This window comes from Cohnella sp. 56 (genome assembly GCF_037963805.1).
In the GTDB taxonomy this organism is placed as follows: Bacteria; Bacillota; Bacilli; order Paenibacillales; family Paenibacillaceae; genus Cohnella.
The window spans coordinates 337,665-362,356 of the sequence record NZ_JAZDQE010000001.1; the positions used below are offsets into that span (position 1 = coordinate 337,665).

Here is a 24,692-nt window from a genome sequence, read left to right on the forward strand (position 1 = left end):
AGGCAGCTATGCAATCCTATATCGATCAAATCGTGCAGGCCCTTGTGGGCCTGCTTGTTGTGTTGGCGCTCGGCGTCATCGCGTCGTTGCGGGGCCGGGTCAGTGCCTGGCTCGCGGCCCGCACGTCTGCGCAGGAGCGGGAGCTTTTGCACCGCCTGGCGGAGGAAGGGATGGCGCTGGCGGAGGCGAAGCTGCGCGGCGTCGGCGCAGCCGAGAAGCTGGATGCCGCGCTGCAATACGCGCTGGGCAGGCTGCGCGGGCTCGGCCTCAAGATCGATGTGCTGACGGTCAGAGCCGCGATCGAGAAGGCGGTGCTCGATTACAACGCCGTAATCAAATCGGGAGGCGTCGCCGAGACGGCCGTCACTGACCTTCACACGGAACCGGATCGCGAGGCGGGCACCGTTTTCTAACGCAGAGCCGAGCGCAGCCAGTGACGACTGCTCATGGCATCTTTCATTACGCCATCGCACCCCACCCTGTCCCCCGCTCGGACAACCGCCGTTGCCTCGTCCGACGCACGGACATAAACTATCATCTGACCGTTTCTCCAAGCATTATTGACTCATCCAATCGCCATTTGCGTCACAGCAGCTTAGCCCAATCAGAAAGGAGCCACCCCCATGCCCAAAGGCATCGACAAAGCCACGCCCTTCACGGCCGCGCAGGCCAAGACGCTCGCCGCTGCGGGCTATGAGTTCGCCGCGCGCTATCTGGTGCCGCCTTCCTACGCATGGAAGCGGATGACGTCGGACGAGGCGAAGCTGATCACGGCGGCGGGCATGCAGATCGTCTCCGTATTCGAGACGACGGCGAACCGGGCCGCCAGCGGCGCGGACGCCGGCCGCAACGACGGGGCCGCCGCCTACGCGGAGGCGCTCGCGGTGGGCCAGCCCAAGGGCACGGCCATCTACTTCGCCGTAGACTACGACGCGCAGCAGAGAGACTACGACAACATCGAAGCCTATCTCAAAGCGGCGGCCAAGCAGACGACAGGCTACAAGACCGGCGTCTACGGCTCGTACGCCGTCGTCGAAGAGATGGCCAAGCGCGGCGCATGCACCCATTTCTGGCAGACCTATGCCTGGAGCAAGGGCAAGCGCAGCAGCCGGGCCAACATCCTGCAATACAAGATCGACACCAAGGTGTCGGGGATTGCGCTGGATCTGAACGAGTCTTATGGCAATGAGGGCTGGTGGAACGCGAATCCGCCGGCGCCACCGGAGGAGGAGATTACGATGAAGCCGGAAGATGCGGACAAGATCATCAAGTTCCTGTCGGCGGCCTGGTTCGCGGCGACGACGAAGGCGGACAAGGCGGAGTTCAACCGCCTCGCCAACGAGGTCCGCAAAGCGGCCGGCATACCCGTCCAGTAAGAAGGAGTTTCCCGCCGGCCATCGAAGGTTATATCTTATTATAACTTTTCGAAGGTCGGTGGGCTGCATGCCGCAGGGCAAATATTTCAGGATCGGGTACGGCATTATCGTCGTGCTGCTGATCATCTACTTGGCGTCCAAGGTCAAGTTCATTTTTAACCCGGTCGTAACGGTGCTCGAAGTGCTGCTGCTGCCGATGCTGCTGTCGGCAATCATGTATTATCTGCTGCGTCCTGTCGTCGCCGTGCTGGAGAAGCGGGGCCTCAACAAGTCGACCGCAATCGCGATCGTCTATCTCGCGCTCGCCGCGTTGTTCACGTTCGTCATCATGCTCGTCGGTCCGATCATCCGCGATCAGATCGACAGTCTCATCGACAACGTGCCGCAGCTCGTCAATATGGCGCAGGAGCAGGTGAACAAGCTCCGGGAATACGAGTGGGCGACCAAGTACCTGAACGATCCGAAGTTCGACCTGACCTCGCGCATACCGGATCTGGTGAACGGGGTCATTTCCAACACGGGCAATGCCTTCAACAGCATCCTGAACTTCATCTCGCAGTTCGTGCTGCTGCTCTCCACCGTACCGTTCATCGCCTACTACATGCTCAAGACGGGCTACAAGGTGCCGGGCTTTGTCGTGAAGGTCGTGCCGGACCGCCATGACGAGCAGGCCAAAGCAATCATGATGGAGATGGACAGGGCGCTCAGCGCCTACATACAAGGCAAGATACTGGTCAGCATCGGACTCGGCATCATGATGCTCACCGGCTACCTGATCATCGGGCTCAAGTACGCGCTGCTGCTCGCGATCGTGTTTACTTTTCTCAACGTCATCCCGTATGTCGGCGTGCTCATCGGCTCGGTGCCGAGCATCATCGTCGCGTTCATCGACTCGCCGTGGCAGGTCGTCTGGACGATCGTCGTCATCGTCATCGCGCAGCAGATCGAGGACCGGCTGCTGTCGCCGCAGATTATGGGCAAGAAGCTCGACATTCACCCGCTCACGATCATCATCGTGCTGCTCATCGTGGGCAGTCTGTTCGGATTGCTAGGGATGTTCCTCGCGGTGCCGGGCTATGCGGTGCTCAAGGTAATCGTGACCCATCTGTACCAGATCTATCGCCTTCGGAAAATAGAGATTATCGAGTAGACGCGCACGGTGCGGCAGATACGGGAGTTGTCGTCGGATTCACCATTCGCCCCGCAATTCGCATATGATGTGGCGACAAGGCGAATGCCCTGCAGCCCATGCGGCTGCAAGGCGCAAGGAGGCGAACGGTTATGCCGACGATAGCGAACTTTCCGGCGAATCTGCTGGAAGAACATAAAATGTGGCATCACATGCATCACGTGAGCGACCCGCAGCAATTGAGGCCGGGGTACGGGGCTGAGTTCCTCCAGTTCCACCGCGGGTTCATACGCAGGGCGCTGGACTGGTACGGACGGCAAAATTACGATACTTCCCTCGTCGCCCCCTGGCGGAGTGTGCCTGAGCAGATCCGCAGGGCGCCATGCTATGATCGATCGGCGGAGGCGAGGATCGTCATGCAGCCCCAATCGTTCCGGACGGCCGACGAGCTCGGCCTGTTCATCGAGGGCTCGGGCTTGCACGGCTGCATCCACGAGACGGCTGCGGACGTCTACGGCGAGCCCGACATCAACGACTTCGACGTCGCCCCGCGCAATACGGTGTTCTACAACATCCACGGCATGATCGACGGCTGGTACCGGAACTGGGAAGCTGCGGGCCAAGTCAATCAAGGCATGCTCGAATGGGGCGGGCGCTTCTCCGGCGAATCCGAAGGGGTTGACGGTGCGGAGGAGGTGCTGCGCTACGTGCCGGAAAATGGACGCTGGTGGCTGGGGAGAGGCAGAGCGCGCGCGGGAGCCGAAGGGGGCACGCTGCGCTTGAACTGGCGGCTCGTCGGAGATTGCGCCGAACTGGGCGCGACGCCCGATCCGCAATTCCTGCGCGTATGGGATGCGGACGGTGACGGCCGCAGCGAGGCGCTGTACTATAATCCTGCCGACGGCCAGTGGCGCGAAGGCAGGATCAGCGGCGGACGACTGCGCTGGCAGCCAATCAAGGCATGCCGCACATAGCGGCGACATGCAAATATGGCAAAACGGCATCGATCGACGGATATCACCGCCGGTCGATGCCGTTTTGCCATGCTCTAAAGCGTAAATCTCGCTTGGCACAGGCGCGCCTCGCTGCAACTGCGCATTCTGATCCGTATGCCGCGCCCACGGCTCGCTCCAAGAGCACATTTTGCGCTTACAGCGCCCTATGCCACGTCCACGCTCGCTCTAAGAGCACATTTTGCGCTTACAGCACCCTATGCCTCGCATACAGCCGCGGTCTTTCACTCGGATGCGGATGATGCGGCAACGCTAACTTTCCACTAGTACCCCTAACGCCTCGAACACGCGTATGTAATACGCCGGGTCCCGCGCGACGAAGTCGTCCCGCGATACGCGGACGCCCTCGACCGGCACTGCCTCGCCCGTCTCGCCCAGCACGACGCCGGCTACGAGGACCGTCTCCGTCTCGCCGCGCATGAGCGCGAGCAGCGCACCGGCTTCGGCCTCGTACAGGCCGGCCACCTCTTCCCGCTGCAGCCGGAACGCCGCCGGCTTCCAGTCCGTCGCGCAGCCGTACACCTCGCTGACCTCGCGGTCAATGTACCGCACGCCCTGCGCTTCGCCTTCGTCCTCCTCGCGGAACGTCCCGAGCCGCGTCAGCTCCTCGAGCGATACGCGGAGCCCCAGCTCCTCTTCAAGCTCCCGGACCGCGTCGCGCACCGTCTCCCCGGCGGCCAGGTGGCCTGCCGCGGTGATGTCGTACTGTCCCGGGTTCGTATCCTTGTCCCGGCTGCGCCGCTGGAACAGCACACACGCCCGCCCATCCTCGCCCCGGCGAACGAGCCAGCAGTGGAACGTATGATGCCACAGCCCGCGGGCATGCGCATCCGATCGCGTCGCCGTACCGATGTGGCGGTCGTCCGCGTCGTAGATATCAAATATCTCCTCGCCGCCGCCCCCATCGCTCATGTCCGCGCTTAGGCCTGCACCCCCGCGCTCAACCGTATCTCTGCTTGGGCGTTTGCCGCCCCCGCAATCGTCTCCGCTACGCTCGTCCTTTCTCACGTACCCCTGGTCGATCTCGCGCTCGTCCATTCTCACGTACCCCTGGTCGATCTCACGCTCGTCCTTTCTCACGTACCCCTGGCCGATCTCGCGCTCGTCCATTCTCACGTACCCCTGGCCGATCTCACGCTCGCCAACGGCCCTGGACCCTTCACTACTCAGGCACTCTTCGGCGCTCCTGCGCTCGCTAACGCCCTCGCGCTCCCCCTCATTCCCGCGCTCGCTAACGCCCCCGCGTTCCCCCGCGCTCATGCGCTAGCCGACGCCTCCAGCTCGGACGTGCAATGCGCGCAGCGGGTCGCCTTGATCGGTACGATGGACAGGCAGTACGGGCATTCCTTCGACGTCGGCTCGGCGAGCGGCTCTTCTTTTTTGCGGCCCTCCGTCAGCTTGTTGATGACCTTCACCAGCATGAACACGCAGAAGGCGATGATGAGGAAGTTGATGAGAATGTTGATGAACTGACCATACGCGATGACAGGTGCCCCTGCTGCGCGTACTTCCGTCAGCGAATGCTCGTTAAATCCTGCAGCCGGCGCAGTCTTGTAATCCCCGATCCGCCAAAAAAGATCTTTAAAATCCACGCCCCCGAGCAGCCGGCCGATCGGCGGCATCACGATATCGTTGACGAGCGAGCTGACGATCTGTCCGAACGCGCCCCCGATGATGACGCCCACCGCGAGATCGATCACATTTCCGCGCATGGCGAACGTTTTGAATTCGCCTGTCATTTTTCGTAGCATTTCTGCATAACCTCCATTTTTAATTATGGAAAAAGTAGGATTTTTTACGATGCTGTCGAAATGTTAAACTCAGACCAAAGAATGCTTATCTTCATACCATCTTCAACAACGGGGGATCACGCGATGTACGATTCCGAGACGTCCTGGAAGATTAGCCTTCTGCTGTTGGCGCTTATTATCAGCATAATCGCATCCTACACTATGTTCAACTTCACAGGCAACGTCCAGCGCAAAGATAATCAATTTCGCGTGTTCTGGCTGTCGGGCGGCGCTTTTGTTTTTGGCATCGGGATGTGGGTGGAGCAGTTTCTTTCCACGTTGGCCTGGGACAAGACGGTTATTTTCACATGGGCGGCTGTCGTATCGCTGCTGTTCACGATTTTCTTTTGCTCGATGGCTTTCGTTATGCTCGCTTTCCAGCACCTCATCCGATACCGGCTCGCGGCGGGCAGCGTCATTCTTTCCTTCGGCGTGGCGTTCATGAGCTACTTCGGCGAGATGGGTCGTCCCGTATCCGGGGTCAAGGCGGGGCTGGCTTATATCGTGTTGGGCATCTTTCTGCTGTTCAGCGGCATCTATGCGGCGCTCAGGCTCTCCGAGCGGTCCGGCGAACTGAACAAGTGGCTTGCCAGCCTGACGCTCGGCGCAGCCGTATTCATCGAGAGCCAAGTGTCCAAGCAGGCGCTGCTGCTTCAATATCAGGACAATGCCGCGTACGCCTCGGCGGACCAGCTGCAGGAGGATATCTACCGGCTGGCGTTTATCGTCGGCATCGGCATGCTGCTGATTCTCGTATCCACGCTGTTCACCTGGTATATCGACAAGCGTATGAATCATATGGATGAACGGTACAAGCTGCTTGTGGAGAATTCGCTGGATACGATTGCCATTTTCAAAAAGGACAAGTGGATATTCGTCAATGAGGCGGGGCTGCGGATGTTCGATGCGGATGAGCCGGGTGAGCTGCTAGGTTCGTCCATCTACGCATTTCTCCAGCCGAGGGACCACGATACCGTGCGGGAGAGGATGCACAACCTGGTCATCACGGGCAACAGCGGCCCGCTCGAGCAGGAATGGATCACGCTCAAGGGACGAACGCTCAATACGGAGATCGTCGAGCTGATGACGTCGATCGAGAACGAGCCGGCGCTGCAGATCATCATTCGGGATATTTCCGAACGCAAGAAAAACGAGGAGCTGCTCATCAATTCGGAAAAGCTGTACGTGGCCGGGCAGCTGGCGGCCGGTATCGCCCACGAGATCCGCAATCCGCTCACGTCGCTCAAGGGCTTCCTGCAGCTGCTGTCTTCAGGCAGGAAAAACACCGGCACCTATTACGACATCATGAAGTCGGAGCTCACGCGCATCGAGAATATCGTCAGCGAGATGCTGATGCTGTCCAAGCCCCAAGTATACGAGCTCTCGTACCACGATATCCGGCACGTGATGAGAGAGACGGTGACGCTGCTCGAGACGCAGGCAATTCTGCACAGCATCCAGATCGACAGCGACTTCGGGTCCGATCCGCTGTGGATCTACGGCGTCGAGAGCCAGATCAAGCAGGTGTTCATCAATGTCATCAAAAACGCGATCGAAGCGATGACCGACGGCGGTGCGATACGCGTCCATATGAGGCGCGTCGACAATTCGGTCCGCATTCGCATCACGGACGAAGGGCCGGGCATCGAGGACAGCCAGCTGGCCAAGATGGGCCAGCCGTTCTATACGACCAAGGACAAGGGAACCGGGCTCGGCTTGATGGTCAGCTACAAGATCGTGGACAACCATCAAGGCAAGATTCAGGTGCACAGCCAGCTCGGGAGCGGCACGACCTTCGAGATCCTGCTTCCTTTCCGTTATCCGGAGAACGAGCCGGCCAGGATCGGTTGAGCCAACTTGCGCCGCCGATCCGCCGATCCGAGGGAGGCGTACTGATCGCGACGGCTGGAATTGGGTTATAACTAGAAGAAGGTTGAATTTGAGATTCGATTACGGGAGGTGCCTGGCGTGTCCAAATGCCAAGCCGTCGTCATTACGGCCAGAGGCAGAAGCACATTTGCGGAAGCGCAGGCGGCTCGTCTGGAGCGCGTGGCCGACGTGCGCTTCCTCACCGCTCCCGGCCCGCTGTCCCACGACGCACTCGTGGAGATGCTGGCAGGGGCCGATATATGCGGACTGACCCCGAGATCCGTGCCCGCGATCGATGGCACCTGGCTGTCCCGTCTGCCGCGGCTCAAGGGGATCGCGGTGTTCGCGACGGGCGTAGACTACATCGACGTCGATTGGCTGCGCGAGCGCGGCGTAGCGCTCAGTCATCTGCCCGAGTACTCCGCCGACTCCGTGGCGGAGCATGCGCTCGGCATGATGCTGACGATGTCGAGGCGCATCCATCTGAGCCAGGACCGCGTACGGGGCCGCGTGCCGGCGGGCACGAGCGTGCTCGGCTTCGAGCTGCGCGGCAAGACGCTCGGCATCGTCGGGCTCGGCCGGATCGGCGCGCGCGTCGCCGAGCTGGCGGCAGCCTTCGGCATGCGCGTGCTCGCATGCGATCCGCGGGAGCGGCGCGGGGGCGGCGTCCGTATGGTCGGGCTCGACGAGCTGCTCGCCTCGAGCGATATCGTGAGCCTGCATATGCCGGCGCAGTGGCAGGGGCCGGCTGTTTTCGGCGAAGCGGAGCTGGCCCGCATGAAGGCGGGAGCGACGCTGATCAACGTATCGCGCTGCGCGCTCGTCGATCCGTATGCGGTCGTGCACGCGATCGAAGAAGGTCGTCTGCGCGGCTACGCGGTGGACGATCTGTTCCCGCTCGCGGACAAGGACGAGCGGGCGGCCAGACAGATCGCCGAGGGCCGGCTGCTGCAGACGGGGCATACGGCCTGGTATTCGGTCGAAGTGCTTGAGCGGGGCTACGACACCTGGATCGACAATCTGTGCGGGCTGGCGACGGGCGAGCCGCGCAATCTCGTATGACGGGCGCCAAAGGAGAACCGCGTATGCAGGATGTTAAAGAGAAGGATGGAAGGCAGCGCACAGTGACCGCTTTCCCGGCGGCGAGCAGGCTGCTGGCGGCGCTCTGGCTCGCGGTGCTGCTGTTCACGCTCGGGATGCTGGCCGCGGGCTGGCCCCGGTATTGGATTTATATTGCGGCGGAGACGACGCCCCAGGGTTGGCTGGAGAGCGTGCTGCTCGTGCTGGCGGCCGCCATGGCGGGGCTGAACGCCTTCGCGGCCGCCGCCGAGGCGAGCGGACCGATGCGGGGCCGGGGCGGCGACGGCGGCCCGGACAGGGGAGCTGCGGGTGCGGGCGCAGGCGGACCGGAACGTCGCGCCGCAGGTGCAGGGCGTACGCGCGGGGCCGGGGCATTGTCCGGGCTGCTGCGGCGGCGCCAGGGCTGGGCCTGGACGATTGTGGCGGCGGCCTTCGCCTGGCTGGCGCTCGACGAGCGGTTCGCGGTACACGAGCGGCTCCGGGACCGCTATCTGAAGCAGACCGGCGTCAAGCTGCTGCCGTGGATGGAAGCGGGGGATTGGATCATCCCGATCTATGCGGTATGCGGTCTTGCGGCGGTGTGGGGCTTGTGGCAGCTGCTGGGCGCTTCCAGGGCCGCCCGCGCTTTTATGGCTGCCGGCCTGCTGCTCGCCTTTTGCGCGGTATCGCTCGACACGCTCGATATCCGCAGCATGAGCCGCGCCAGCGAGCGTCTGTTCCAGACGATCGAGGAATGTCTGGAGACTGGTGCGATGACGGCGTTCGTGTCGTCCTTTTTGTCCGTGCTGACCGGGCGTCTGGCCGCATGGTATAATATAGCTTCGATTCGGCGTTGAGGCGAGAGACGGACGCCGAATAGAGGAGGACTTATCATGGCGGAGCCGCTTAAGAATATGTATGATGAAGCGTTTATGCGAGGATTCGGCGAGCGGGCGGTCCGCGCTTGGCAGCCCTTCGACACGGAGCTGTTCGTCTCGCTCGTACTGGCGGACGGCTGGGATGCGCTCGCGCTGAAGGGGCGCATCCGCCGCATATCGCATTCGCTGGGCGCCGTGCTGCCGGACGATTACGGGCGCGCGCTGGATATTTTGGAGGGGATGGCCGGCGATTGCCGCGGCTTTCCTTATTTGTTTTTCCCGGACTTCGTGGAGGTGTTCGGGCTCGGGCATTGGGAGCGCTCGGTGCGCGCGCTGGCGCTGTTCACGCCGTCTTCCTCCTCGGAGTTCGCCGTGCGGCCGTTCATCAAGCGCGATCCCGAGCGCATGATGGCGCAGATGCTGGCCTGGAGCCGTGACCCGGACGAACATGTCCGCAGGCTGGCCAGCGAGGGCTGCCGGCCGCGCCTGCCTTGGGCGGACGCGCTGCCCGGCTTCAAGCGGGACCCCGCGCCGATCCTGCCGATTCTGGACGCCCTCAAGGCGGACCCGTCGGAGTATGTGCGCCGCAGCGTCGCCAACAACCTGAACGACATTTCCAAGGACCACCCGGATCTCGTGATGGAACTCGCCGCCCGCTGGCACGGGGCGAACCCGCAGACGGACGCGCTGCTGCGCCATGCTTGCAGAAGTCTCATCCGCAGGCGGGCGGACGCCGATGCGATGCGGCTGTTCGGGCTGCTCCCGGCTCACGGAGCGGTCGTCCGGACGTGGGAGGTGTCGCCGGACGAGGCTGCGATCGGCGAGTCGGTGCAGGTCAAGTACGCGGTCGCGATGCCGCTGCCGACGGGAGAGTCGCGCAAGCTCAGGCTCGAGCTGGCCGTCACTTATCCGCGCGGCAGCGAAGGCCGCAGCCACCGCAAGCTGTTCAGGCTGACGGAGCGCGCCATTCAGGATGGAGAGGCCATCGAAGGGACCAGGCGGCTCTCCTTCAAGGACCTGTCGACCAGGCGCCATTATCCGGGGACGCACACGCTGGCGCTCATCGTCAACGGGAAGGAGACGGCATCGGTCGAGGTGGCGCTGAAGGCAGCCGGAGAGCCGGCAGCGGCGGACAAGCCTCCTGGCGCGGCACCGAGCTTGGCCCTTCCGGGAGCGGAGGAGGGGACGACTTGACGATCGGCGCACGCGTCTTCAAGACCGGCCTGGCCGTCGCGATCGCACTCTGGATCGGCGGACTGCTCGATCTCAAGCTGCCGCTCATCGCCGCGATCGCGACGGTGGTCATGATCCAGCCTTCGATCTATCGCAGCTGGGTCCAGGTGCTGCAGCAGCTGCAGAGCAACGTGCTTGGCGCGACGGCGGCGATCGCCGCGGTGTGGCTTGTCGGCAGCAGTCCGCTGGCGATAGGCATCGTCAGCGTGATGATGATCCTGCTGTGCATACGGCTCAAGGCGGAGGAGACGATCGGCCTCACCGTCGTGACCGTTGTCGTGCTGATGGAGGCGCACGGGCTGGGCTGGCCGCTGGTCATGGACCGTCTGGCCGCGCTGCTGACCGGTATCGTGACGGCATTTGTCGTCAACATCACGATCGCGCCTCCCCGCCACCGCGGCAGATTCGTCGCCCAGGTCAAGAGATCGCAGACGCAGCTGTCGCTGCTGCTGCGCACTTCGGTATCCAACGAGCTGCGGGAAAATGTGTTCAATCAGGAGCTTGCGGGCTTGAAGGGACAGCTGCGCAAGCTAGAGGACGCCTACGATCTCTACGCAGAGGAACGCGTCGTGCGCAAAGTGTCCCGTGCGGACCGCGCGCGATTACTCGTAATCTACAAGGGCATGCTGAACGCGCTGGAGCGGGGCGTGACGCTGATCGAGGCGGTCGAGGTGCATTACTTCCCCGCGGCCTCGGACGCGCGGTGGCGCGATCAGGTCGACCGGCAGATCGAGGCGCTCTGCAGCTATCATGAGCAACTGATGTGGAAGTGGGACGGCCTGCTCAAGCCGGGCGCCTCCTCAGCCGCCCCGCCCCCCGAGTCGTCAGCCTTGCTCAAGGCCATCTCGAGCGCGCCGGAGACGACGGAAGAGGGCCGTGCGCGTCTGCTCGTCGTTGCGTCGGCCATCTATGCCTATGAGGAGCGGCTCCGCCGCCTCGACAAGCTGATCGAGCATCTTCAGGACCGGCGGGATGGCGCGACGGAGGACCCGGAGCGTTTGCTGGGACTATAGGGAGCGAGTGGACGAGCCGGCCTCACCAGGCACCGAATAAGAATGCGCCATCGTCTTATTTGCCCGCCAACCGGCCCCGCGCGCCGAATAAGAATGTGCCATCGTCTTATTCGCCCGCCAACCAGCCCCGCGCGCCGAATAAGAATGCGCCATCGTCTTATTCGCCCGCCAACCGGCCCCGCGCGCCGAATAAGAATGTGCCATCGTCTTATTCGCCCGCCAACCAGCCCTAGACACCGAATAAGAATGTGCCATCGTCTTATTCGCCCGTCAACCGGCCCCAGGCGCCGAATAAGGATGCGCCATCGTCTTATTTGCCCGCCAACCGGCCCCGCGCGCCGAATAAGGATGTGCCATCGTCTTATTTGCCCGCTCACCGGCCCCGCGCGCCAAATAAGAATGTGCCATCGTCTTATTCGCCCGCCAACCGGCCCCGCGCGCCAAATAAGAATGCGCCATCGTCTTATTCGCCCGCCAACCAGCCCCGCGCGCCAAATAAGAATGCGCCATCGTCTTATTCGCCCGCCAACCGGCCCCGCGCGCCAAATAAGAATGTGCCATCGTCTTATTCGCCTGCCAACCGGCTCCGCGCACCGAATAAGAATGCGCCATCGTCTTATTCGCCCGCCAACCGGACCCGCGCGCCGAATAAGAATACGCCATCGTCTTATTCGCCCGCCAACCGGCCCCGCGCGCCGAATAAGGATGCGCCATCGTCTTATTCGCCTGACAACCAGTCCCGCGTGCCAAATAAGAATGCGCCATCGTCTTATTCGCCCGCCAACCGGCCCCGCGCGCCGAATAAGGATGCGCCATCGTCTTATTTGCCCGCCAACCGGCCCCGCGCGCCGAATAAGGATGCGCCATCGTCTTATTTGCCCGCCAACCGGCCCCGCGCGCCGAATAAGGATGCGCCATCGTCTTATTTGCCCGCCAACCAGCCCCGCGCGCCGAATAAGAATGCGCCATCGTCTTATTCGCCCGTCCGCGCGCAGTCTGCACCATTCCAACATAAAAGCGGCGGCCGTCTCCCCTCATCGGGAGACGGTCGCCGCTTTTATGTTTCAGCCTTTGGAGCCTCGATCCACTTGCCTGCGCGGGTGCATGATTTTCTCTTGCTTGTTGATGTCCTTCTCCTTGGGCACGAGGCGCGGATCGGTCTCTCCGTCGTGATGGTTGTCGTAGACGGCCTCGACCCATTCCCATTCTGTGTTGCCGACCATCGGATCGGCGGGATATTCGTCCCCGCGATTCAGCTTCAGCTCGCGGCCCCACTCGTCGCGGTATATGCCGTCGGACTCGACTTTCTCGCCCGACACGGGCAGCATTTCGTCATTCTCGCTCATCACAAGTCACCGCCCTCGCTATGATTACTTGCCGTGCTTGCGCATGGCGGAGTGGTCGGATTCCGATTGGAGACGGCTGGCCGCTGCCTTGCCGGAGCCCGTTCTGTCGGCCTTGGATTGCGCCTCCCTCGCCTCGATCTGGGCGCTTGAAGGTTGTTCGCCGGACATGCGATCCCTCCTTCCGGAAATATCGTCGACTCCCGGATAGGTTGCCACAGGGGCGGAGGCATTATGCTCCGAACGCCCCGTCTTCACAGCTCGCCGCATCAAAGCACAGGCACCGCCCGACTGTGCTTTGAGGCTTGTCGCCCCGCAGCACGGCCGCCTGCAAGGTGCCTCTCTTCCGCCGCAGCGGCGCGCGCGGGATCAGCCGACATACCGCCCCTCGAGCTTTTTGCCGGCGAACCACAGCGCCGCCAGTATCGCGCCAGCGACGAGCAGGCGCCACGGCTGGTGGACGAGCGCATTCAGGTCGTGGCCGAGGAAGCAGAGCGTGAAGATCATGACCGCCTTGCCCATGATGATGGCCGTGACGAACGTATGCGTGGGGATCTTGGAGATGCCGGATGCGATATTGACGACTGCCGAAGGGGAGAAGGGCAGACAGGACAATATGAAAATGGGCGTAAAGCCCTTGCGCTCGACCCATGAGAAGAAGCGTTCCATGCGCGGCATGCGCTTGCGGATGCGTTCGCCGTAGCGGGAGCCGAATCTTCTGGCCAGCAGGAATACGATGGTCGCGCCGCAGCAGGCGCCGATCCAGGAATACAGGAAGCCCCACCATAGTCCGTATGACAAGGCATTGCCCACCACGATGACGATGAGCGGCAAAAATGGAAGCAGCGACTCGGTCAGCGGCAGCAGGATGCCCGGCAGCGGGCCGAGCGCGGAGTAGCGGTCGAGCAGCGCCTGGATATCGTCCAGGCTCATGCCTTTGAGATAAGTCATCCATTCATGCCAGCGCGTAGCGGCGAATGCGGTTATTCTGTCCGTCAATAGCTGAAGCATAGTTTACCTCACGAGCGCTGTGCGGCGTTTTCCCCGCGGAACAGCCGGAATGGGAATAGCAGGTAGATAACGCCGATGACACCGAATATCGCTGCGGTGCTGAAGACGACGGCGGGCTCGCCGAAGCCTGTAGCCGCGAAGCCGCCGATGATCGGACCGAGCAAGCCGCCCACACCTTCGACGGCGGACAATACGCCCCAGCCGAGCCCCTTTTGCTCCGGAGGCACATAGGCCGCGAGCAGCGCGTTCCAGGCAGGCAGCACGGCCGCATAGGAGAGCCCCAGCGTTACCGCCCAGATGAAGGCGAGCATGGGCACGGGACCGAGCGTCAGCCCGTACAGCGCCACGCCGAACATTAGGAAGCCCGCGACCAGAAACCACTTTTTGCCCAACCGGTCGGACAGCCTGCCCATCGGGATCAGCCCGATGGCCGTGAATCCGCCGCCCGCAAGCAAGAGCAGCGTATACTGCCATGGCGCCATGCCGAGATGATCCTTCACGAAGCTCGGCAGAATCGGCTGGAGCATGCCTGCGGCGAGCGTCTGCAGGATCATGCCCGGCAGCAGCAGGCGCATGTCCTTCAGATGCGTGCCGAGCACGGCCAGCTGCCTGCCGAAGGGCACGACCTCGACCTGGGCTCGGGCTTCCTTCGGGATCAGCAGGGACAGCAGCAAGGCTGCGCCGGAGATGATCACCATGAGCCAGAAGCTCAGCAGCTCGCTGCGGATGAGCACCAGGTTGAGCACGACGGGCCCGGACCCGAGTCCGACGAGCCAGATCATGTACAGGAAGCCCATCTGGGCGCCGCGGCTTTCTTCCTTGACCTTGGTGAGGCAGAAGATCCAGATGGGAGATATGCCGATCCCGTACAGCCCGGCGGCGACGATGAAGATCCAGGGCACGTCCGCCCAGCCAATGAGCGCGATCCCGAACAGCGAAGCGAGCAGGCCGACCTGGATGATCCGCCGCACCGGGAACCGGTGGACGAGATAGCCCATCCCCAGCTTGACCGCGGTGTCGATCAGATAGTGGGCGGTGATGGCCGCTCCGATTACGTCCAGATCCAGGCCGAGCGTCTCCTTGCCGTAGATCGGCAGGAAGCTGATGAGCGCCGCTCCACGCACGAACTCAACAAAATATAAGATGATCGCCAGCAGCGATATTTCCTTCGTGAACAGCGATTTGATCGAAGACGTCTTCAACGGAATTCTCCTTTGAAGCCCTCTGGCGGCGGGCGGGATGCATGACGTTATCATTATAGCCATAATCTGCATGCGATCTCCAGCCGGGCCGACTGGACCGCTAGATCAGCAGGTTGAACAGCAGAGGATCTTTGTTGAGCTCTACGTACCGGAAACCTTTGCGGTTCATGCGATCCACCAGCGGGCTGTAGTCGTCGGGACTTTTGAGCTCGATGCCGACCAACGCCGGACCGTTTTCCTTATTGTGCTTTTTGGTGTATTCGAATTGGACGATATCGTCGCCCGGTCCCAGTACGTCATCGAGGAATTCCCGCAGCGCTCCCGCACGCTGGGGGAAGTTGACCATGAAGTAATGCTTGAGTCCTTCGAAAATCATGGAGCGTTCCTTGATCTCCTGCATCCGGTCGATGTCGTTGTTGCCGCCGCTCACGACGCAGACGACGCTCTGCCCCGCGAGCCGTTCCGCCAGCATGGGCAGTGCGGCGACGGTCAGCGCGCCGGCAGGCTCGGCGACGATCGCGTGTTCGTTGTACAGCTCGAGGATCGTGGTGCATACCCGGCCCTCCGGCACGACGATCACCTCGTCGAGCAGCTCGCGGCATAACGAATAAGTCAGATCCCCGACCTTTTTGACCGCGGCGCCGTCCACGAACTTGTCGATCTCGTCGAGCGGCACGACGCGGCCCTGCTCCATCGAGGTCAGCATGGACGGCGCGCCCTCGGGTTCGACGCCGATGATGCGGGTCTTGGGGCTCACCGCTTTGACATAGGACGCGACGCCCGCGGCCAGCCCGCCTCCGCCTACCGTCACGAGCAGCACGTCGACAGGTTCCCGGCATGCCTCCATGATTTCTTTACCCACCGTTCCGTTACCTGCGATGATGCGGGCGTCGTCGAACGGATGGACGAAGGTCATACCCGTCTCGATCACCGCTCGCTGGGCTTCGGCATAGGCATCGTCGAACGTGTCGCCGATCAGCCGGACCTCCACCTTGTCGCCGCCGAACAGCTTGACCTGACCGATCTTCTGGCGGGGCGTCGTCGCAGGCATATAGATGATGCCGGGAATGTCCAACGCCTGGCAGGAGTATGCGACGCCTTGGGCATGATTGCCGGCGCTCGCACAGATGACGCCGCGGAGGCGCTCCTCCTCGGGCAGCCCGGAGATGAGATTGTAGGCGCCCCGGATCTTGAAGGAGCGGACGACCTGCAGATCCTCCCGCTTCAGGTGGACGCTGCAGCCGTACTTGGCCGACAGGCCGCGATTGTGCTGCAGCGGCGTGGAGGTGACGACACCGCGCAGCGTATGGGCGGCGAATAGGATGTCCTCCATGCGGATGGAACCGGGGAGAGGCTGCGACGATGATTCAGACATGGCGATCTTCCTTCCTTGGGAAATAAATGAAGCCGTCCCCTGGGGACGGCTGACGAAGACGCTGGCGGCATGTGCCCGATCCATTCGGCGAGCGTACCATGCCCGACATTTTGGTTAATAATGTTATACTCTTAAGCACGGACCCAAGTCAATCGGCCGGGAAGCGGGGCCTGCGCCGCCGCCGATCCGCCGGCAGACAGCCAGAGGAGGCCAATTCGTTGAAAAAACTGTTGATCGCGCTCGTCGCGCTGGTCGTGCTTGCGGCCGCAGGAGGCTTTATTATATATCGCTACGTGGCGCCGGCCCGGCCGCTCGATCTCGCCTACGAGCCGGTTCCGATCGAGAACCGGGCGGTTCAGATGCTGAAGAAGATGTCCACGGAGCTTGTCCTGTCCGAAGCGGATGTCAACAATCTGGCCAAGGCGTCCATCGCGGCCAACCCGCAGTACGCGCCGGATATCCGCATTACGGGCGCCGAGTTCAGGCTGCTGGCGGACAATCGGCTCGCGGCCGAGCTCAATCTTAAAGTCAAAAGCCGAGTGCCTGTCGGATTGTCCATCGTGTACCGGCTCGAATGGAGCGAACCGAACCTGACGGCTGTGGTCGAGCAGGCCTCGATCAGGGGCATTGACCTGCCCGCCGACCGGTTCGACGATGTCGTCATACCGCTGGGCGAGGAGCTGCCGCAGGGAATTCATATCAAACGCGTCGAATCCGATGCGAGCGGGCTTCGCGTGACGTTCAAGCTGCCTTCGCTGCGGGATATTCAGCGTCTGATCGAGGGGCTCTGAGCCGAGCCTCTGTAATTGCGGCGTCTGCGGCGTCATTTCGTGTCAGATTGAACGGGCGGTTGAATCAGGATATAATCAATTCATAAGCCGTATTAAATAATAATTTTCCGCATATGGATTAGTAAGCGTTTACATGGAATGGAGGAGCACGTTGTGAACAGAAGCTCCGGCCGACCGCTGACGGCGGTCGCCGTCATGGCAATCGCGGTTCAGGCATGGCCGGGCTCTGCAGCGGCGGCCGGGACGGCGAAGGCGCGGGCGTTCGCCGCGCAAGCCGCCGTCTCGGGCTCCGAAGGCATGATGCCGTTGCTCGCCGCCATGGCAATCGGCATCGCCGTGTCCGTAATCGCGGTTTTAGCGTTTCTGCAGATGACTTCCAAGGGTAAAGGAACGAAGGATGACGAATTCAAGCATCCGGATTTTGCCTACGATCCTTCAATCCTGAACCATATCCAGTCCTCCGACGGCCAGCGCGCGAAGGCGCCCGAAGCCGATGCAGCGGACCAAGCGAGCGGGGCGGACGAGCCGGATGACATCGCGGACGACCCGATCGGCTATACGATCCCGCTCCGCAGCCTCGGCTCGTCCGCGAGCGGGCCGAACAACCGAAGGCCGGAGCCTGCCGTGGGCGGCGAGCCGCGGCTCGTCTGTCTGAAGGGCGAGTTCGCGGGCGGCAGCTATCGCCTCTCGGACAGGCCCGTGGTGATCGGCAGGGACGGCGCCCAGTGCGGGCTCGTCTATCCCGAGGGCCACGGAGAGATCAGCCGCAGGCATTGCACCGTCGGCTACGACCCGTCGCGCCGCGTATTTACGCTTGTCGACCACGGTTCCTCCAACGGTACATACTTGATGGACGGCACGCGCATCGCCGCGGGCGACCGCCGCGAGCTCCGGTCGGGAGAGCGATTCGCCTTGTCCGGCGATTCGCAGTGGTTCGAGGTTCAGGGGTGAAGACGGTTTTTCTGTTAAACCCAGGCATGAACTGGTATAATGAGGGTTGAGCAGGAATTAAATATCTTCAGTAGGCAGCCGGACGTCAGCTCTGTACGAATCTTGCGGGAAGTTTCCGCCGGGAGGGATTATGGCATGGCAAAGCGCGGTCATAACGAAGTTCAGGAAAGCCTGCAGGAAATGACGAGGATTTTTCGCCCCAAGGATCCGCGCAAGTTCGTTAAAGACTACATCCGGAAATATAGAATAACCGGCGGCTATGAAGATGAGTTGACCGTAATCGTCGAGCGGGAGCTCATGAAGATCAATTCCTCCGCTTCTTGAATCAGCGACACAGCGCAAGGCTCTTTTGAGGGTCTTGCTTTTTTTGCGGCATAGCGCGACAGAGGCTGCCCGGAGAACGGATCGTTCTTCGGAGCAGCCTCTGTTTTTTGCGTTTCATTTTATATATGGCATATGCGCTTATCGGGAGCTGCCGCGCGCGGTCGGCTCGGGAATCGGCGTGGGGACCGCATGGCCCGTGCTGAATATATATTTGGCCAGCTTGTTGAAGCCGGGCGTGAGCGGCGCGAGCGGCTGACCGTTCCAGGATGCCTTGGCATAGCCGAGCAGCTGATTCATGTACTCCATGTTCGCCGATATATGAACGCCGGAGACGTTCGGCGCCATTTTGCGGACCTCCTGTGCGATCGTCTGGCGGAACTCTGTGGACAGATCGGATACGTCCTTGTGCGAAAAGTAGGAATTGTACGGCGTGACGATTTTCGTCAAATCCCATGAGTTGCTGCCGGTATCCACGTTATATACGCCTTCGGTCGTCCCCGTGTTGTCCTGCTCTTTGGTCCGCAGTCCCCCGTGAGACCGCGTGCCGGTGGCGGTCTGGTCCGTCGTGATGCCCACATAGGCGTTTTTGTCGGTCAGCATGACGATGGCGGAGCTGACGCCCGGTACGTTGGAGATGCGGTAAGACAGGGCGGAGCTGTACTCGAAGTACCGGTTGTCGTGGAGCTGCGGATCGGCCGCATGACGGCTGTATGAGCGGATGCCCGACATTTTGGGATCGCCCGCCGTCCTGCTGCCGTAGTCGTTGGCGCTTTGTTGGTGATGGGCTTTATAATTGCAGCCGTTCATCGTGCCGAGCAGCGTGGCGGCGAACAGGAAAACAGCGAGATGGCGCTTGTTCATAACCTGACTCCTCTCGGGTATCTTGGCTTGACGTTATTGTTTGCCCCGGCCATAAATCTATGCCGACGCCGCATACATAAAACAAGCCGCCGTTGGTAAAAGCTGATGGAAAGGAATGAAACAAACGGCGGCAAACCGAAACCGGGCCGCCCTGCCCAAGAAAGCCTTTGCAAGGGAGCGGCAGCAACCCCCGAAAACGCTCTATCGCGCCTTGAAACCCTTGCGGCACAACGATTTTGACAGTTTTGAGAACAATTTGTGAACTGTTGTGTGAACATTGACAAACTGTCGTACCAATCTTTATATTTATTAGAGGGTTTAGGAACGTGCGTGAACCAAAGTTCGACAACGCGCAGTACATGGATTGCCGCCGCCACATCTAGAGAAGAAGGCAATTCATGATTACGTCAAAGTGGGGATGAATGGATGATGAATCGGTGGCGCGTATTTAAGCGGTTGCTGCCGCTCATGGCCGGCATGGCGCTCTTGCTGTCGGCTTGCGGTAGGGACGATCTGTCGACATTGAGCCCGCAGGGGCCCGTCGCGCAAAAGCAATTTGATCTGATGACGCTCTCGATCTCGATCATGGCGCTTGTCGTTGTCGTCGTGTTTGCGATCTGTATTTACGTGCTGATCCGCTTCCGGCGCCGCAAGGGCGACAACACGGTGCCGAAGCAAGTCGAAGGAAATCACACGCTCGAGATTATCTGGACTGTGATTCCGATTATTTTGCTGCTTATTCTCGGCGTACCGACAATTAACTCGGTATTCGGCCTGTCCAAGGACTATTCCAAGGACCCCGAGGCAGTGCAAGTCACCGTGACTTCGCATCAGTACTGGTGGGAGTTCGAATATCCCGAGTACGGCATCAAGACCGCTCAGGATCTGATCGTGCCCACTGGGCGCAAGATCCAGTTCAAGCTGGCGTCCGGCGACGTGACGCACGCCTTCTGGATTCCGTCCATCGGCGGCAAGATCGACACCAACGCGGGACTCGGCACGACCAACAAGCTGTACCTGGAATTCCCTAAGGAAGGCGTATTCAGAGGCAAGTGCGCAGAGCTCTGCGGTCCGTCCCACAGCTTGATGGACTTCAAGGCGAAGGCCGTCAGCCAGGAATCGTTCGACCGCTGGGTCGCGGCGATGAAGGCGCCGGTCGCCATGCCGGCCGACGAGAACGTCAAGGCCGCGTTCGAGAGCAAGTGCCTCTCCTGCCACGCGATCGGCGAGACCAACGCGGGCAGCGCGGCTCCGAACCTGACCGGCATCGGCAGCAGACAGACGGTCGGCGGTATTTTGTACAATGACGAGAAGTCTGTCGAAGAGAACCTGAAGAACTGGATCGCCCATGCGCAGACGATCAAGCCGGGCAACCAGATGCCGGATGTCAGCACGGACGTATCCTACGGACCGGGCAAGGGAACGACGGCTACCGGCCTCACGCAAGAGGAGCTCGACGGCATCGCGAAGTATCTGGCCAGCCAAAAGCTCGAATACTAATACTCTAGCTTCTGCGGGGAATGAAGGAGGACGCGGCTTTGGCTGCACACGCGCACACAGTCAAGCGGTACCGAGGCTTGATGGACTGGCTGACGACCGTCGACCACAAGAAAATAGGCATTCTGTATTTAATCGCCGGCGGGTTCTTTTTCCTGATCGGCGGCCTTGAGGCGATCCTGATCCGGATCCAACTCATTAAGCCCATGAACGACTTCGTCGGGGCGGACACATTCAACCAACTGATTACGATGCACGGGACGACGATGATCTTCCTGGCGGCGATGCCGATGCTGTTCGCGCTTATGAACGCCGTCATCCCGCTGCAGATCGGGGCGCGCGACGTCGCGTTCCCGTTCCTGAACTCGCTCGGCTTCTGGACCTTCTTCGCCGGCGGCGTCCTGCTGAACATCAGCTGGTTCGCCGGCGACATTCCGGATGCGGGCTGGACCTCGTACGTGCCGCTGGCGGGCCCGATGTATGCGGGCGGCCACGGCGTCGATTACTACCTGATGGGCCTTCAGATCGCCGGTATCGGCACGCTGATCGGCGGCATCAACTTCATGGCGACGATCATCAACATGCGTGCGCCGGGCATGTCCTTCATGCGCATGCCGATGTTCACGTGGGCGATCTTCATCACTTCCGCCCTGATCGTATTCGCTTTCCCGGTACTGACCGTCGGCCTCGTGGCTCTGACGTTCGACCGGCTGTTCCAGGCCAACTTCTTCGAGACGGGCAACGGGGGCAACGCCGTGCTCTGGGAACACATCTTCTGGGTGTTCGGTCACCCCGAGGTGTACATCCTGATCCTGCCGGCCTTCGGCGTCATCTCCGAAGTCGTCAGCACGTTCTCGCGCAAGCGGCTGTTCGGCTACAGCTCGATGGTATTCGCGACGGTTCTGATCGCGTTCCTCGGCTTCATGGTCTGGGCTCACCATATGTTCACGACCGGTCTCGGCCCTGTAGCGAACGGCCTGTTCTCCATCGCGACGATGCTGATCGCGGTGCCGACGGGGGTCAAGATCTTCAACTGGCTGTTCACGCTGTGGGGCGGATCGATCTCGTTCACCTCGGCGAGCCTGTTCGCGATCGGCTTCATCCCGACTTTCGTCATGGGCGGCGTCACCGGCGTCATGCTGGCCGTCGCGCCGGCTGACTTCCAGTATCACGATACGTACTTTGTCGTCGCTCACTTCCACTACGTTATCGTAGGCGGCTTGATCTTCGGCATCTTCTCCGGCTTGCACTACTGGTGGCCGAAGATGTTCGGACGCGTGCTGAACGAGAAGCTCGGCAAGGCGACGTTCTGGACCTTCTTCATCGGCTTCCACATGACATTCTTTATCCAGCACTTCCTGGGCTTGATCGGCATGCCGCGCCGCGTATGGACGTATCTGCCGGGCCAGGACTTCGACACGATGAATGCGGTCAGCACCGTGGGCGCTTTCCTGATGGGCATCGGCACGATTCTGTTCATCGTCAACGTCATCGTCAGCGCAGCCAACAAGAAGCCTGTCGCGGACGATCCGTGGGAAGACGGCCGCTCGCTCGAATGGTCGATTCCTTCGCCGCCGCCTGAATACAACTTCAAGCAGCTCCCGCTCGTGCGCAGCTACGACGCATGGTGGAACGAAAAGCAAAAGGGCAACACGGAAATGCCGCCGGCCGAGCCGGTCGGACCGATCCACATGCCTTCGCCTTCGATCCTGCCGCTCGTCATGAGCATCGGATTGTTCGCTGCGGCGCTGGGCTTCATGTACGACCATCTGATTGTCGCCATCGGCGGGCTCGTCGTAACTTTCGGAAGCATGTTCCTCCGCTCTGTATTCGACGATCACGGCTTCCATATCGAGCCTGAGGAGCAGGAGAAAGGGGTGCACGCATGAGCGCACACGACCATCACTTAGACGGACACCTTCCTCATGAGCCCGAAAAGGCGACGTTAGAAGGCCGCAACAAAATTCTCGGCTTCTGGTTGTTCCTCGGTGCGGAGACGGTTCTGTTCGGAACCCTCTTCGCCGCCTTCATCGCGCTTCGCCATCAGGTGCTCGACGGTCCGACCGCGGATCATCTGTTCGAGCTGCCGATGGTATTCGCAGCGACGATGATCCTGCTCGTATCGAGTCTCGCGAGCGTGTTCGCGGTGCAGGCGCTGCACCAGCACAAGGTCAAGGCGATGATCGTCTGGCTGATCATCACCATCCTGCTCGGCCTGAGCTTCCTCGGGCTTGAGATTTACGAGTTCAACACGTACGTGTCCGAAGGCCACAAGCTGACGACGAGCGCATTCAGCTCCTCGTTCTACACGCTGGTCGGCTTCCACGGCGCGCACGTCGCGTTCGGTGTGCTCTGGATCGGGCTGCTCATCGCCCAGATCTTCAAGAAGGGCCTCACCGTCGTCACTGCGCCGAAGATCTACGTGTCTGCCATCTACTGGCACTTCATCGACGTCGTCTGGGTATTCATCTTCACCGTTGTGTACCTGATGGGAAAGGTGGGTTAACCACATGGCCAACGACCATTCGGCCGCTTCGTCGGATCCTAGAAGACGCCATCGGCATGAAGGCCCGCAGAAGCATGTCGTCGCGTTCGTACTGTCGCTGGTCCTGACGATCATTGCCTTCGCGGCGGTATCCGCAGGCGAGATCAACACGACCTTCACGTACATTATTCTCGTCGGCATGGCGGTCCTGCAGGTATTCGTGCAGCTCGCCTTCTGGATGCACCTCAAGGATCGCGGACATCTGTTCGCGACGATGGGCATTATTTTCGGCATTATCGTCGTGTTCACCATGGTGATCATGGCGCTGTACTGGGTTTGGTGGTAAGACAAGCAGAACTGAAGAGAGGCGCGCCTACAAGCCGCCTCTCTTTTTAACGATTAAGCCCGTATGACCGACTCAAGCGGATGCAGTCGCGTGTTCGCCTCAAATGCAGGGGAAGGGAGGAAATATAATGGGAATGGGACTTGAATATTTCTCGTTCGCCGATTTATGGAGTCCGGTCATGATGGTGATCGCGCTGCTGATCATTTTGCTGTATTCGCTTGTCACGGGACCGTGGCGCGAGCGCTTCGCAGGCAGCGGGCCGGTCGAGAAGCGGCGGCAGGCGGCGTTTATAACCGGTATCCTGCTGCTCTACCTCGCCCAGGGCGGACCGCTCAGCCTGATGGGGCATCTGATGTTTACGTTCCATATGACGGCGATGGCGATCTCATATTTTATCGTGCCGGCGCTGCTGATCTACGGCGTGCCGGTATGGCTGTGGCGGTCGACTTTTTCCCGTCCGGTCTGGCGGCCGCTGCGGTTTCTCATGAATCCGCTGTTCGGGCTGTTCGCGTTTAACTTGCTGTTCTCGGTGTACCATATGCCGGCCAATCATGACTGGATCATGACGCATTATGTGTTCCACGGCTTCTACTATTTGGCGATGCTGGCGGCGGCGATGATCAGCTGGTGGCATGTCATGTGTCCCGTACCGGAGTGGAGCAGGCTCACGAATCTTCGCAAGCTGGGCTTCATCTTCCTGAACGGCCTGCTGCTGACGCCGGCCTGCGTGCTCATCATCTTCGCCACTACGCCGCTGTTCAGCGTGTACAGCGATCCCGACACCTGGGTGCGCGCCATGGGCTACTGCATATCCGGCAATCCGGCCGATTTTTTGTCGCGGTTCCAGGGCGGGCCGGCCTTTTTCAGCCTGATGTCTCCGACCGACGATCAGCAGCTTGGCGGCATCATCATGAAGCTGCTCCAGGAGTTCGTCAATATCGTCGCCCTGTACACCGTCTTCATGCAGTGGTATCGGAGAGAGCGGGCGCAGGATGACGATCCGACATTCGATCATGCGTCGTCCGGCCGTTTGAACAATGTGTGAAGAGCGCGCGCATTCATTGAACTACGGGCGATTGCAGGGTAAAATGGGAGCAGTTGTGTCTAACATGTCATTGGAGCAGGTGAGCCCACTTGTCAAGCTAT

General features: G+C 61.1%; 26 protein-coding genes. 17 read left to right on the forward strand and 9 right to left on the reverse strand.

Going from position 1 to position 24,692, the window contains the following annotated elements:
• Positions 1-8 precede the first annotated feature (8 nt).
• From VQ071_RS01495 to VQ071_RS01510, 4 genes are all read left to right on the forward strand, one after another.
• Positions 9-413 carry a phage holin, LLH family gene (locus VQ071_RS01495; RefSeq protein WP_340512062.1) on the forward strand — a complete coding sequence of 135 codons (405 nt, stop codon included), beginning with the start codon at positions 9-11 and terminating at the stop codon, positions 411-413.
• Positions 414-623: 210 nt separating this feature from the next.
• A complete protein-coding gene (locus VQ071_RS01500) occupies positions 624-1,376 on the forward strand; it encodes a DUF1906 domain-containing protein (RefSeq protein WP_340512063.1) in 753 nt (250 codons plus the stop codon).
• A gap of 67 nt (positions 1,377-1,443) precedes the next feature.
• The gene (locus tag VQ071_RS01505) at positions 1,444-2,526 is read left to right on the forward strand and encodes an AI-2E family transporter (protein ID WP_340512064.1); all 1,083 of its coding nucleotides are present in this window, start codon (positions 1,444-1,446) and stop codon (positions 2,524-2,526) included.
• Positions 2,527-2,657: 131 nt separating this feature from the next.
• Entirely contained in the window at positions 2,658-3,479 is an 822-nt protein-coding gene (locus VQ071_RS01510) for a hypothetical protein (RefSeq protein ID WP_340512065.1), read from the forward strand.
• A gap of 291 nt (positions 3,480-3,770) precedes the next feature.
• Here VQ071_RS01510 and VQ071_RS01515 read toward each other — a convergent pair whose 3' ends face one another.
• Both VQ071_RS01515 and mscL read right to left on the reverse strand, forming a co-directional pair.
• Positions 3,771-4,778 carry an NUDIX hydrolase gene (locus VQ071_RS01515; RefSeq protein ID WP_340512066.1) on the reverse strand — a complete coding sequence of 336 codons (1,008 nt, stop codon included), beginning with the start codon at positions 4,776-4,778 and terminating at the stop codon, positions 3,771-3,773.
• Positions 4,775-5,269, reverse strand: a complete 495-nt coding sequence (mscL, locus tag VQ071_RS01520; RefSeq protein ID WP_445293246.1) for a large conductance mechanosensitive channel protein MscL — start codon at positions 5,267-5,269, stop codon at positions 4,775-4,777. Before mscL ends, VQ071_RS01515 begins: the two co-directional genes overlap by 4 nt.
• 123 nt (positions 5,270-5,392) lie before the next feature.
• Between mscL and VQ071_RS01525 the strand changes: the two genes are divergently transcribed.
• The 5 genes from VQ071_RS01525 to VQ071_RS01545 all read left to right on the forward strand — a co-directional run bounded on the left by VQ071_RS01525 (position 5,393) and on the right by VQ071_RS01545 (position 11,360).
• Positions 5,393-7,159: an ATP-binding protein gene (locus tag VQ071_RS01525; RefSeq protein WP_340512067.1), complete on the forward strand. Its 1,767-nt coding sequence runs from the start codon at positions 5,393-5,395 to the stop codon at positions 7,157-7,159.
• Between the two features lie 117 nt (positions 7,160-7,276).
• Positions 7,277-8,239, forward strand: coding sequence for a 2-hydroxyacid dehydrogenase (locus VQ071_RS01530; RefSeq protein WP_340512068.1), 963 nt, complete (start codon positions 7,277-7,279; stop codon positions 8,237-8,239).
• A gap of 23 nt (positions 8,240-8,262) precedes the next feature.
• Positions 8,263-9,093, forward strand: a complete 831-nt coding sequence (locus tag VQ071_RS01535) for a hypothetical protein (RefSeq protein WP_340512069.1) — start codon at positions 8,263-8,265, stop codon at positions 9,091-9,093.
• 36 nt (positions 9,094-9,129) lie between these two features.
• Complete coding sequence (locus VQ071_RS01540; protein WP_340512070.1) at positions 9,130-10,308, forward strand: DNA alkylation repair protein; 1,179 nt, start codon at positions 9,130-9,132, stop codon at positions 10,306-10,308.
• Positions 10,305-11,360, forward strand: a complete 1,056-nt coding sequence (locus VQ071_RS01545) for an FUSC family protein (RefSeq protein WP_340512071.1) — start codon at positions 10,305-10,307, stop codon at positions 11,358-11,360. Before VQ071_RS01540 ends, VQ071_RS01545 begins: the two co-directional genes overlap by 4 nt.
• Before the next feature lie 270 nt (positions 11,361-11,630).
• Here VQ071_RS01545 and VQ071_RS01550 read toward each other — a convergent pair whose 3' ends face one another.
• The 6 genes from VQ071_RS01550 to ilvA all read right to left on the reverse strand — a co-directional run bounded on the left by VQ071_RS01550 (position 11,631) and on the right by ilvA (position 16,291).
• Positions 11,631-12,329 carry a hypothetical protein gene (locus VQ071_RS01550; protein ID WP_340512072.1) on the reverse strand — a complete coding sequence of 233 codons (699 nt, stop codon included), beginning with the start codon at positions 12,327-12,329 and terminating at the stop codon, positions 11,631-11,633.
• A 95-nt stretch (positions 12,330-12,424) separates the two neighbouring features.
• Entirely contained in the window at positions 12,425-12,706 is a 282-nt protein-coding gene (locus VQ071_RS01555; RefSeq protein WP_340512073.1) for a transposase, read from the reverse strand.
• Positions 12,707-12,730: 24 nt separating this feature from the next.
• Positions 12,731-12,874 (reverse strand): hypothetical protein, encoded by a 144-nt coding sequence (locus tag VQ071_RS01560; RefSeq protein WP_340512074.1) that lies wholly within the window; start codon positions 12,872-12,874, stop codon positions 12,731-12,733.
• A 198-nt stretch (positions 12,875-13,072) separates the two neighbouring features.
• A complete protein-coding gene (locus VQ071_RS01565) occupies positions 13,073-13,714 on the reverse strand; it encodes a TVP38/TMEM64 family protein (RefSeq protein WP_340512075.1) in 642 nt (213 codons plus the stop codon).
• An 8-nt stretch (positions 13,715-13,722) separates the two neighbouring features.
• Positions 13,723-14,916, reverse strand: coding sequence for an MFS transporter (locus VQ071_RS01570; RefSeq protein ID WP_340512076.1), 1,194 nt, complete (start codon positions 14,914-14,916; stop codon positions 13,723-13,725).
• 100 nt (positions 14,917-15,016) lie between these two features.
• On the reverse strand, positions 15,017-16,291 hold the full coding sequence (ilvA, locus tag VQ071_RS01575) for a threonine ammonia-lyase IlvA (RefSeq protein WP_340512077.1): 1,275 nt from the start codon (positions 16,289-16,291) through the stop codon (positions 15,017-15,019).
• 218 nt (positions 16,292-16,509) lie between these two features.
• Between ilvA and VQ071_RS01580 the strand changes: the two genes are divergently transcribed.
• From VQ071_RS01580 to VQ071_RS01590, 3 genes are all read left to right on the forward strand, one after another.
• Positions 16,510-17,082 (forward strand): LmeA family phospholipid-binding protein, encoded by a 573-nt coding sequence (locus tag VQ071_RS01580; protein WP_340512078.1) that lies wholly within the window; start codon positions 16,510-16,512, stop codon positions 17,080-17,082.
• Positions 17,083-17,235: 153 nt separating this feature from the next.
• Positions 17,236-18,033: an FHA domain-containing protein gene (locus VQ071_RS01585; RefSeq protein ID WP_340512079.1), complete on the forward strand. Its 798-nt coding sequence runs from the start codon at positions 17,236-17,238 to the stop codon at positions 18,031-18,033.
• A 135-nt stretch (positions 18,034-18,168) separates the two neighbouring features.
• Complete coding sequence (locus VQ071_RS01590; RefSeq protein ID WP_340512080.1) at positions 18,169-18,357, forward strand: hypothetical protein; 189 nt, start codon at positions 18,169-18,171, stop codon at positions 18,355-18,357.
• A 138-nt stretch (positions 18,358-18,495) separates the two neighbouring features.
• Here the strand turns inward: VQ071_RS01590 and VQ071_RS01595 are convergent, their stop codons facing one another.
• Positions 18,496-19,218 carry a hypothetical protein gene (locus VQ071_RS01595; RefSeq protein ID WP_340512081.1) on the reverse strand — a complete coding sequence of 241 codons (723 nt, stop codon included), beginning with the start codon at positions 19,216-19,218 and terminating at the stop codon, positions 18,496-18,498.
• 426 nt (positions 19,219-19,644) lie between these two features.
• On the opposite strand from VQ071_RS01595, the gene coxB reads away from it, so the two are divergent.
• The 5 genes from coxB (at position 19,645) to ctaG (ending at position 24,591) form a co-directional block, all read left to right on the forward strand.
• Complete coding sequence (gene coxB / locus VQ071_RS01600; protein WP_340512082.1) at positions 19,645-20,718, forward strand: cytochrome c oxidase subunit II; 1,074 nt, start codon at positions 19,645-19,647, stop codon at positions 20,716-20,718.
• 20 nt (positions 20,719-20,738) lie between these two features.
• Positions 20,739-22,604 carry a cytochrome c oxidase subunit I gene (ctaD, locus tag VQ071_RS01605; RefSeq protein WP_340512083.1) on the forward strand — a complete coding sequence of 622 codons (1,866 nt, stop codon included), beginning with the start codon at positions 20,739-20,741 and terminating at the stop codon, positions 22,602-22,604.
• On the forward strand, positions 22,601-23,221 hold the full coding sequence (locus tag VQ071_RS01610) for a cytochrome (ubi)quinol oxidase subunit III (RefSeq protein ID WP_340512084.1): 621 nt from the start codon (positions 22,601-22,603) through the stop codon (positions 23,219-23,221). Before ctaD ends, VQ071_RS01610 begins: the two co-directional genes overlap by 4 nt.
• A 4-nt stretch (positions 23,222-23,225) precedes the next feature.
• Positions 23,226-23,546, forward strand: coding sequence for a cytochrome C oxidase subunit IV family protein (locus tag VQ071_RS01615; RefSeq protein ID WP_340512085.1), 321 nt, complete (start codon positions 23,226-23,228; stop codon positions 23,544-23,546).
• Positions 23,547-23,673: 127 nt separating this feature from the next.
• On the forward strand, positions 23,674-24,591 hold the full coding sequence (gene ctaG, locus VQ071_RS01620; protein ID WP_340512086.1) for a cytochrome c oxidase assembly factor CtaG: 918 nt from the start codon (positions 23,674-23,676) through the stop codon (positions 24,589-24,591).
• Positions 24,592-24,692: the final 101 nt, after the last annotated feature.

Bases quoted from the DNA above. Each gene is read 5' to 3' on its own strand.
- VQ071_RS01615 (WP_340512085.1), top strand. From the start codon at position 23,226: ATGGCCAACGACCATTCGGCCGCTTCGTCGGATCCTAGAAGACGCCAT.
- VQ071_RS01610 (WP_340512084.1), top strand. From the start codon at position 22,601: ATGAGCGCACACGACCATCACTTAGACGGACACCTTCCTCATGAGCCC.
- mscL (WP_445293246.1), bottom strand. From the start codon at position 5,269: ATGCTACGAAAAATGACAGGCGAATTCAAAACGTTCGCCATGCGCGGA.
- VQ071_RS01550 (WP_340512072.1), bottom strand. From the start codon at position 12,329: ATGGCGCATTCTTATTCGGCGCGCGGGGCTGGTTGGCGGGCAAATAAG.
- VQ071_RS01525 (WP_340512067.1), top strand. From the start codon at position 5,393: ATGTACGATTCCGAGACGTCCTGGAAGATTAGCCTTCTGCTGTTGGCG.
- ctaD (WP_340512083.1), top strand. From the start codon at position 20,739: ATGAAGGAGGACGCGGCTTTGGCTGCACACGCGCACACAGTCAAGCGG.
- coxB (WP_340512082.1), top strand. From the start codon at position 19,645: ATGATGAATCGGTGGCGCGTATTTAAGCGGTTGCTGCCGCTCATGGCC.
- VQ071_RS01565 (WP_340512075.1), bottom strand. From the start codon at position 13,714: ATGCTTCAGCTATTGACGGACAGAATAACCGCATTCGCCGCTACGCGC.
- VQ071_RS01535 (WP_340512069.1), top strand. From the start codon at position 8,263: ATGCAGGATGTTAAAGAGAAGGATGGAAGGCAGCGCACAGTGACCGCT.
- VQ071_RS01590 (WP_340512080.1), top strand. From the start codon at position 18,169: ATGGCAAAGCGCGGTCATAACGAAGTTCAGGAAAGCCTGCAGGAAATG.
- VQ071_RS01515 (WP_340512066.1), bottom strand. From the start codon at position 4,778: ATGAGCGCGGGGGAACGCGGGGGCGTTAGCGAGCGCGGGAATGAGGGG.
- VQ071_RS01540 (WP_340512070.1), top strand. From the start codon at position 9,130: ATGGCGGAGCCGCTTAAGAATATGTATGATGAAGCGTTTATGCGAGGA.
- VQ071_RS01595 (WP_340512081.1), bottom strand. From the start codon at position 19,218: ATGAACAAGCGCCATCTCGCTGTTTTCCTGTTCGCCGCCACGCTGCTC.
- VQ071_RS01560 (WP_340512074.1), bottom strand. From the start codon at position 12,874: ATGTCCGGCGAACAACCTTCAAGCGCCCAGATCGAGGCGAGGGAGGCG.
- VQ071_RS01500 (WP_340512063.1), top strand. From the start codon at position 624: ATGCCCAAAGGCATCGACAAAGCCACGCCCTTCACGGCCGCGCAGGCC.
- VQ071_RS01495 (WP_340512062.1), top strand. From the start codon at position 9: ATGCAATCCTATATCGATCAAATCGTGCAGGCCCTTGTGGGCCTGCTT.
- ctaG (WP_340512086.1), top strand. From the start codon at position 23,674: ATGGGAATGGGACTTGAATATTTCTCGTTCGCCGATTTATGGAGTCCG.
- VQ071_RS01505 (WP_340512064.1), top strand. From the start codon at position 1,444: ATGCCGCAGGGCAAATATTTCAGGATCGGGTACGGCATTATCGTCGTG.
- VQ071_RS01555 (WP_340512073.1), bottom strand. From the start codon at position 12,706: ATGAGCGAGAATGACGAAATGCTGCCCGTGTCGGGCGAGAAAGTCGAG.
- ilvA (WP_340512077.1), bottom strand. From the start codon at position 16,291: ATGTCTGAATCATCGTCGCAGCCTCTCCCCGGTTCCATCCGCATGGAG.
- VQ071_RS01510 (WP_340512065.1), top strand. From the start codon at position 2,658: ATGCCGACGATAGCGAACTTTCCGGCGAATCTGCTGGAAGAACATAAA.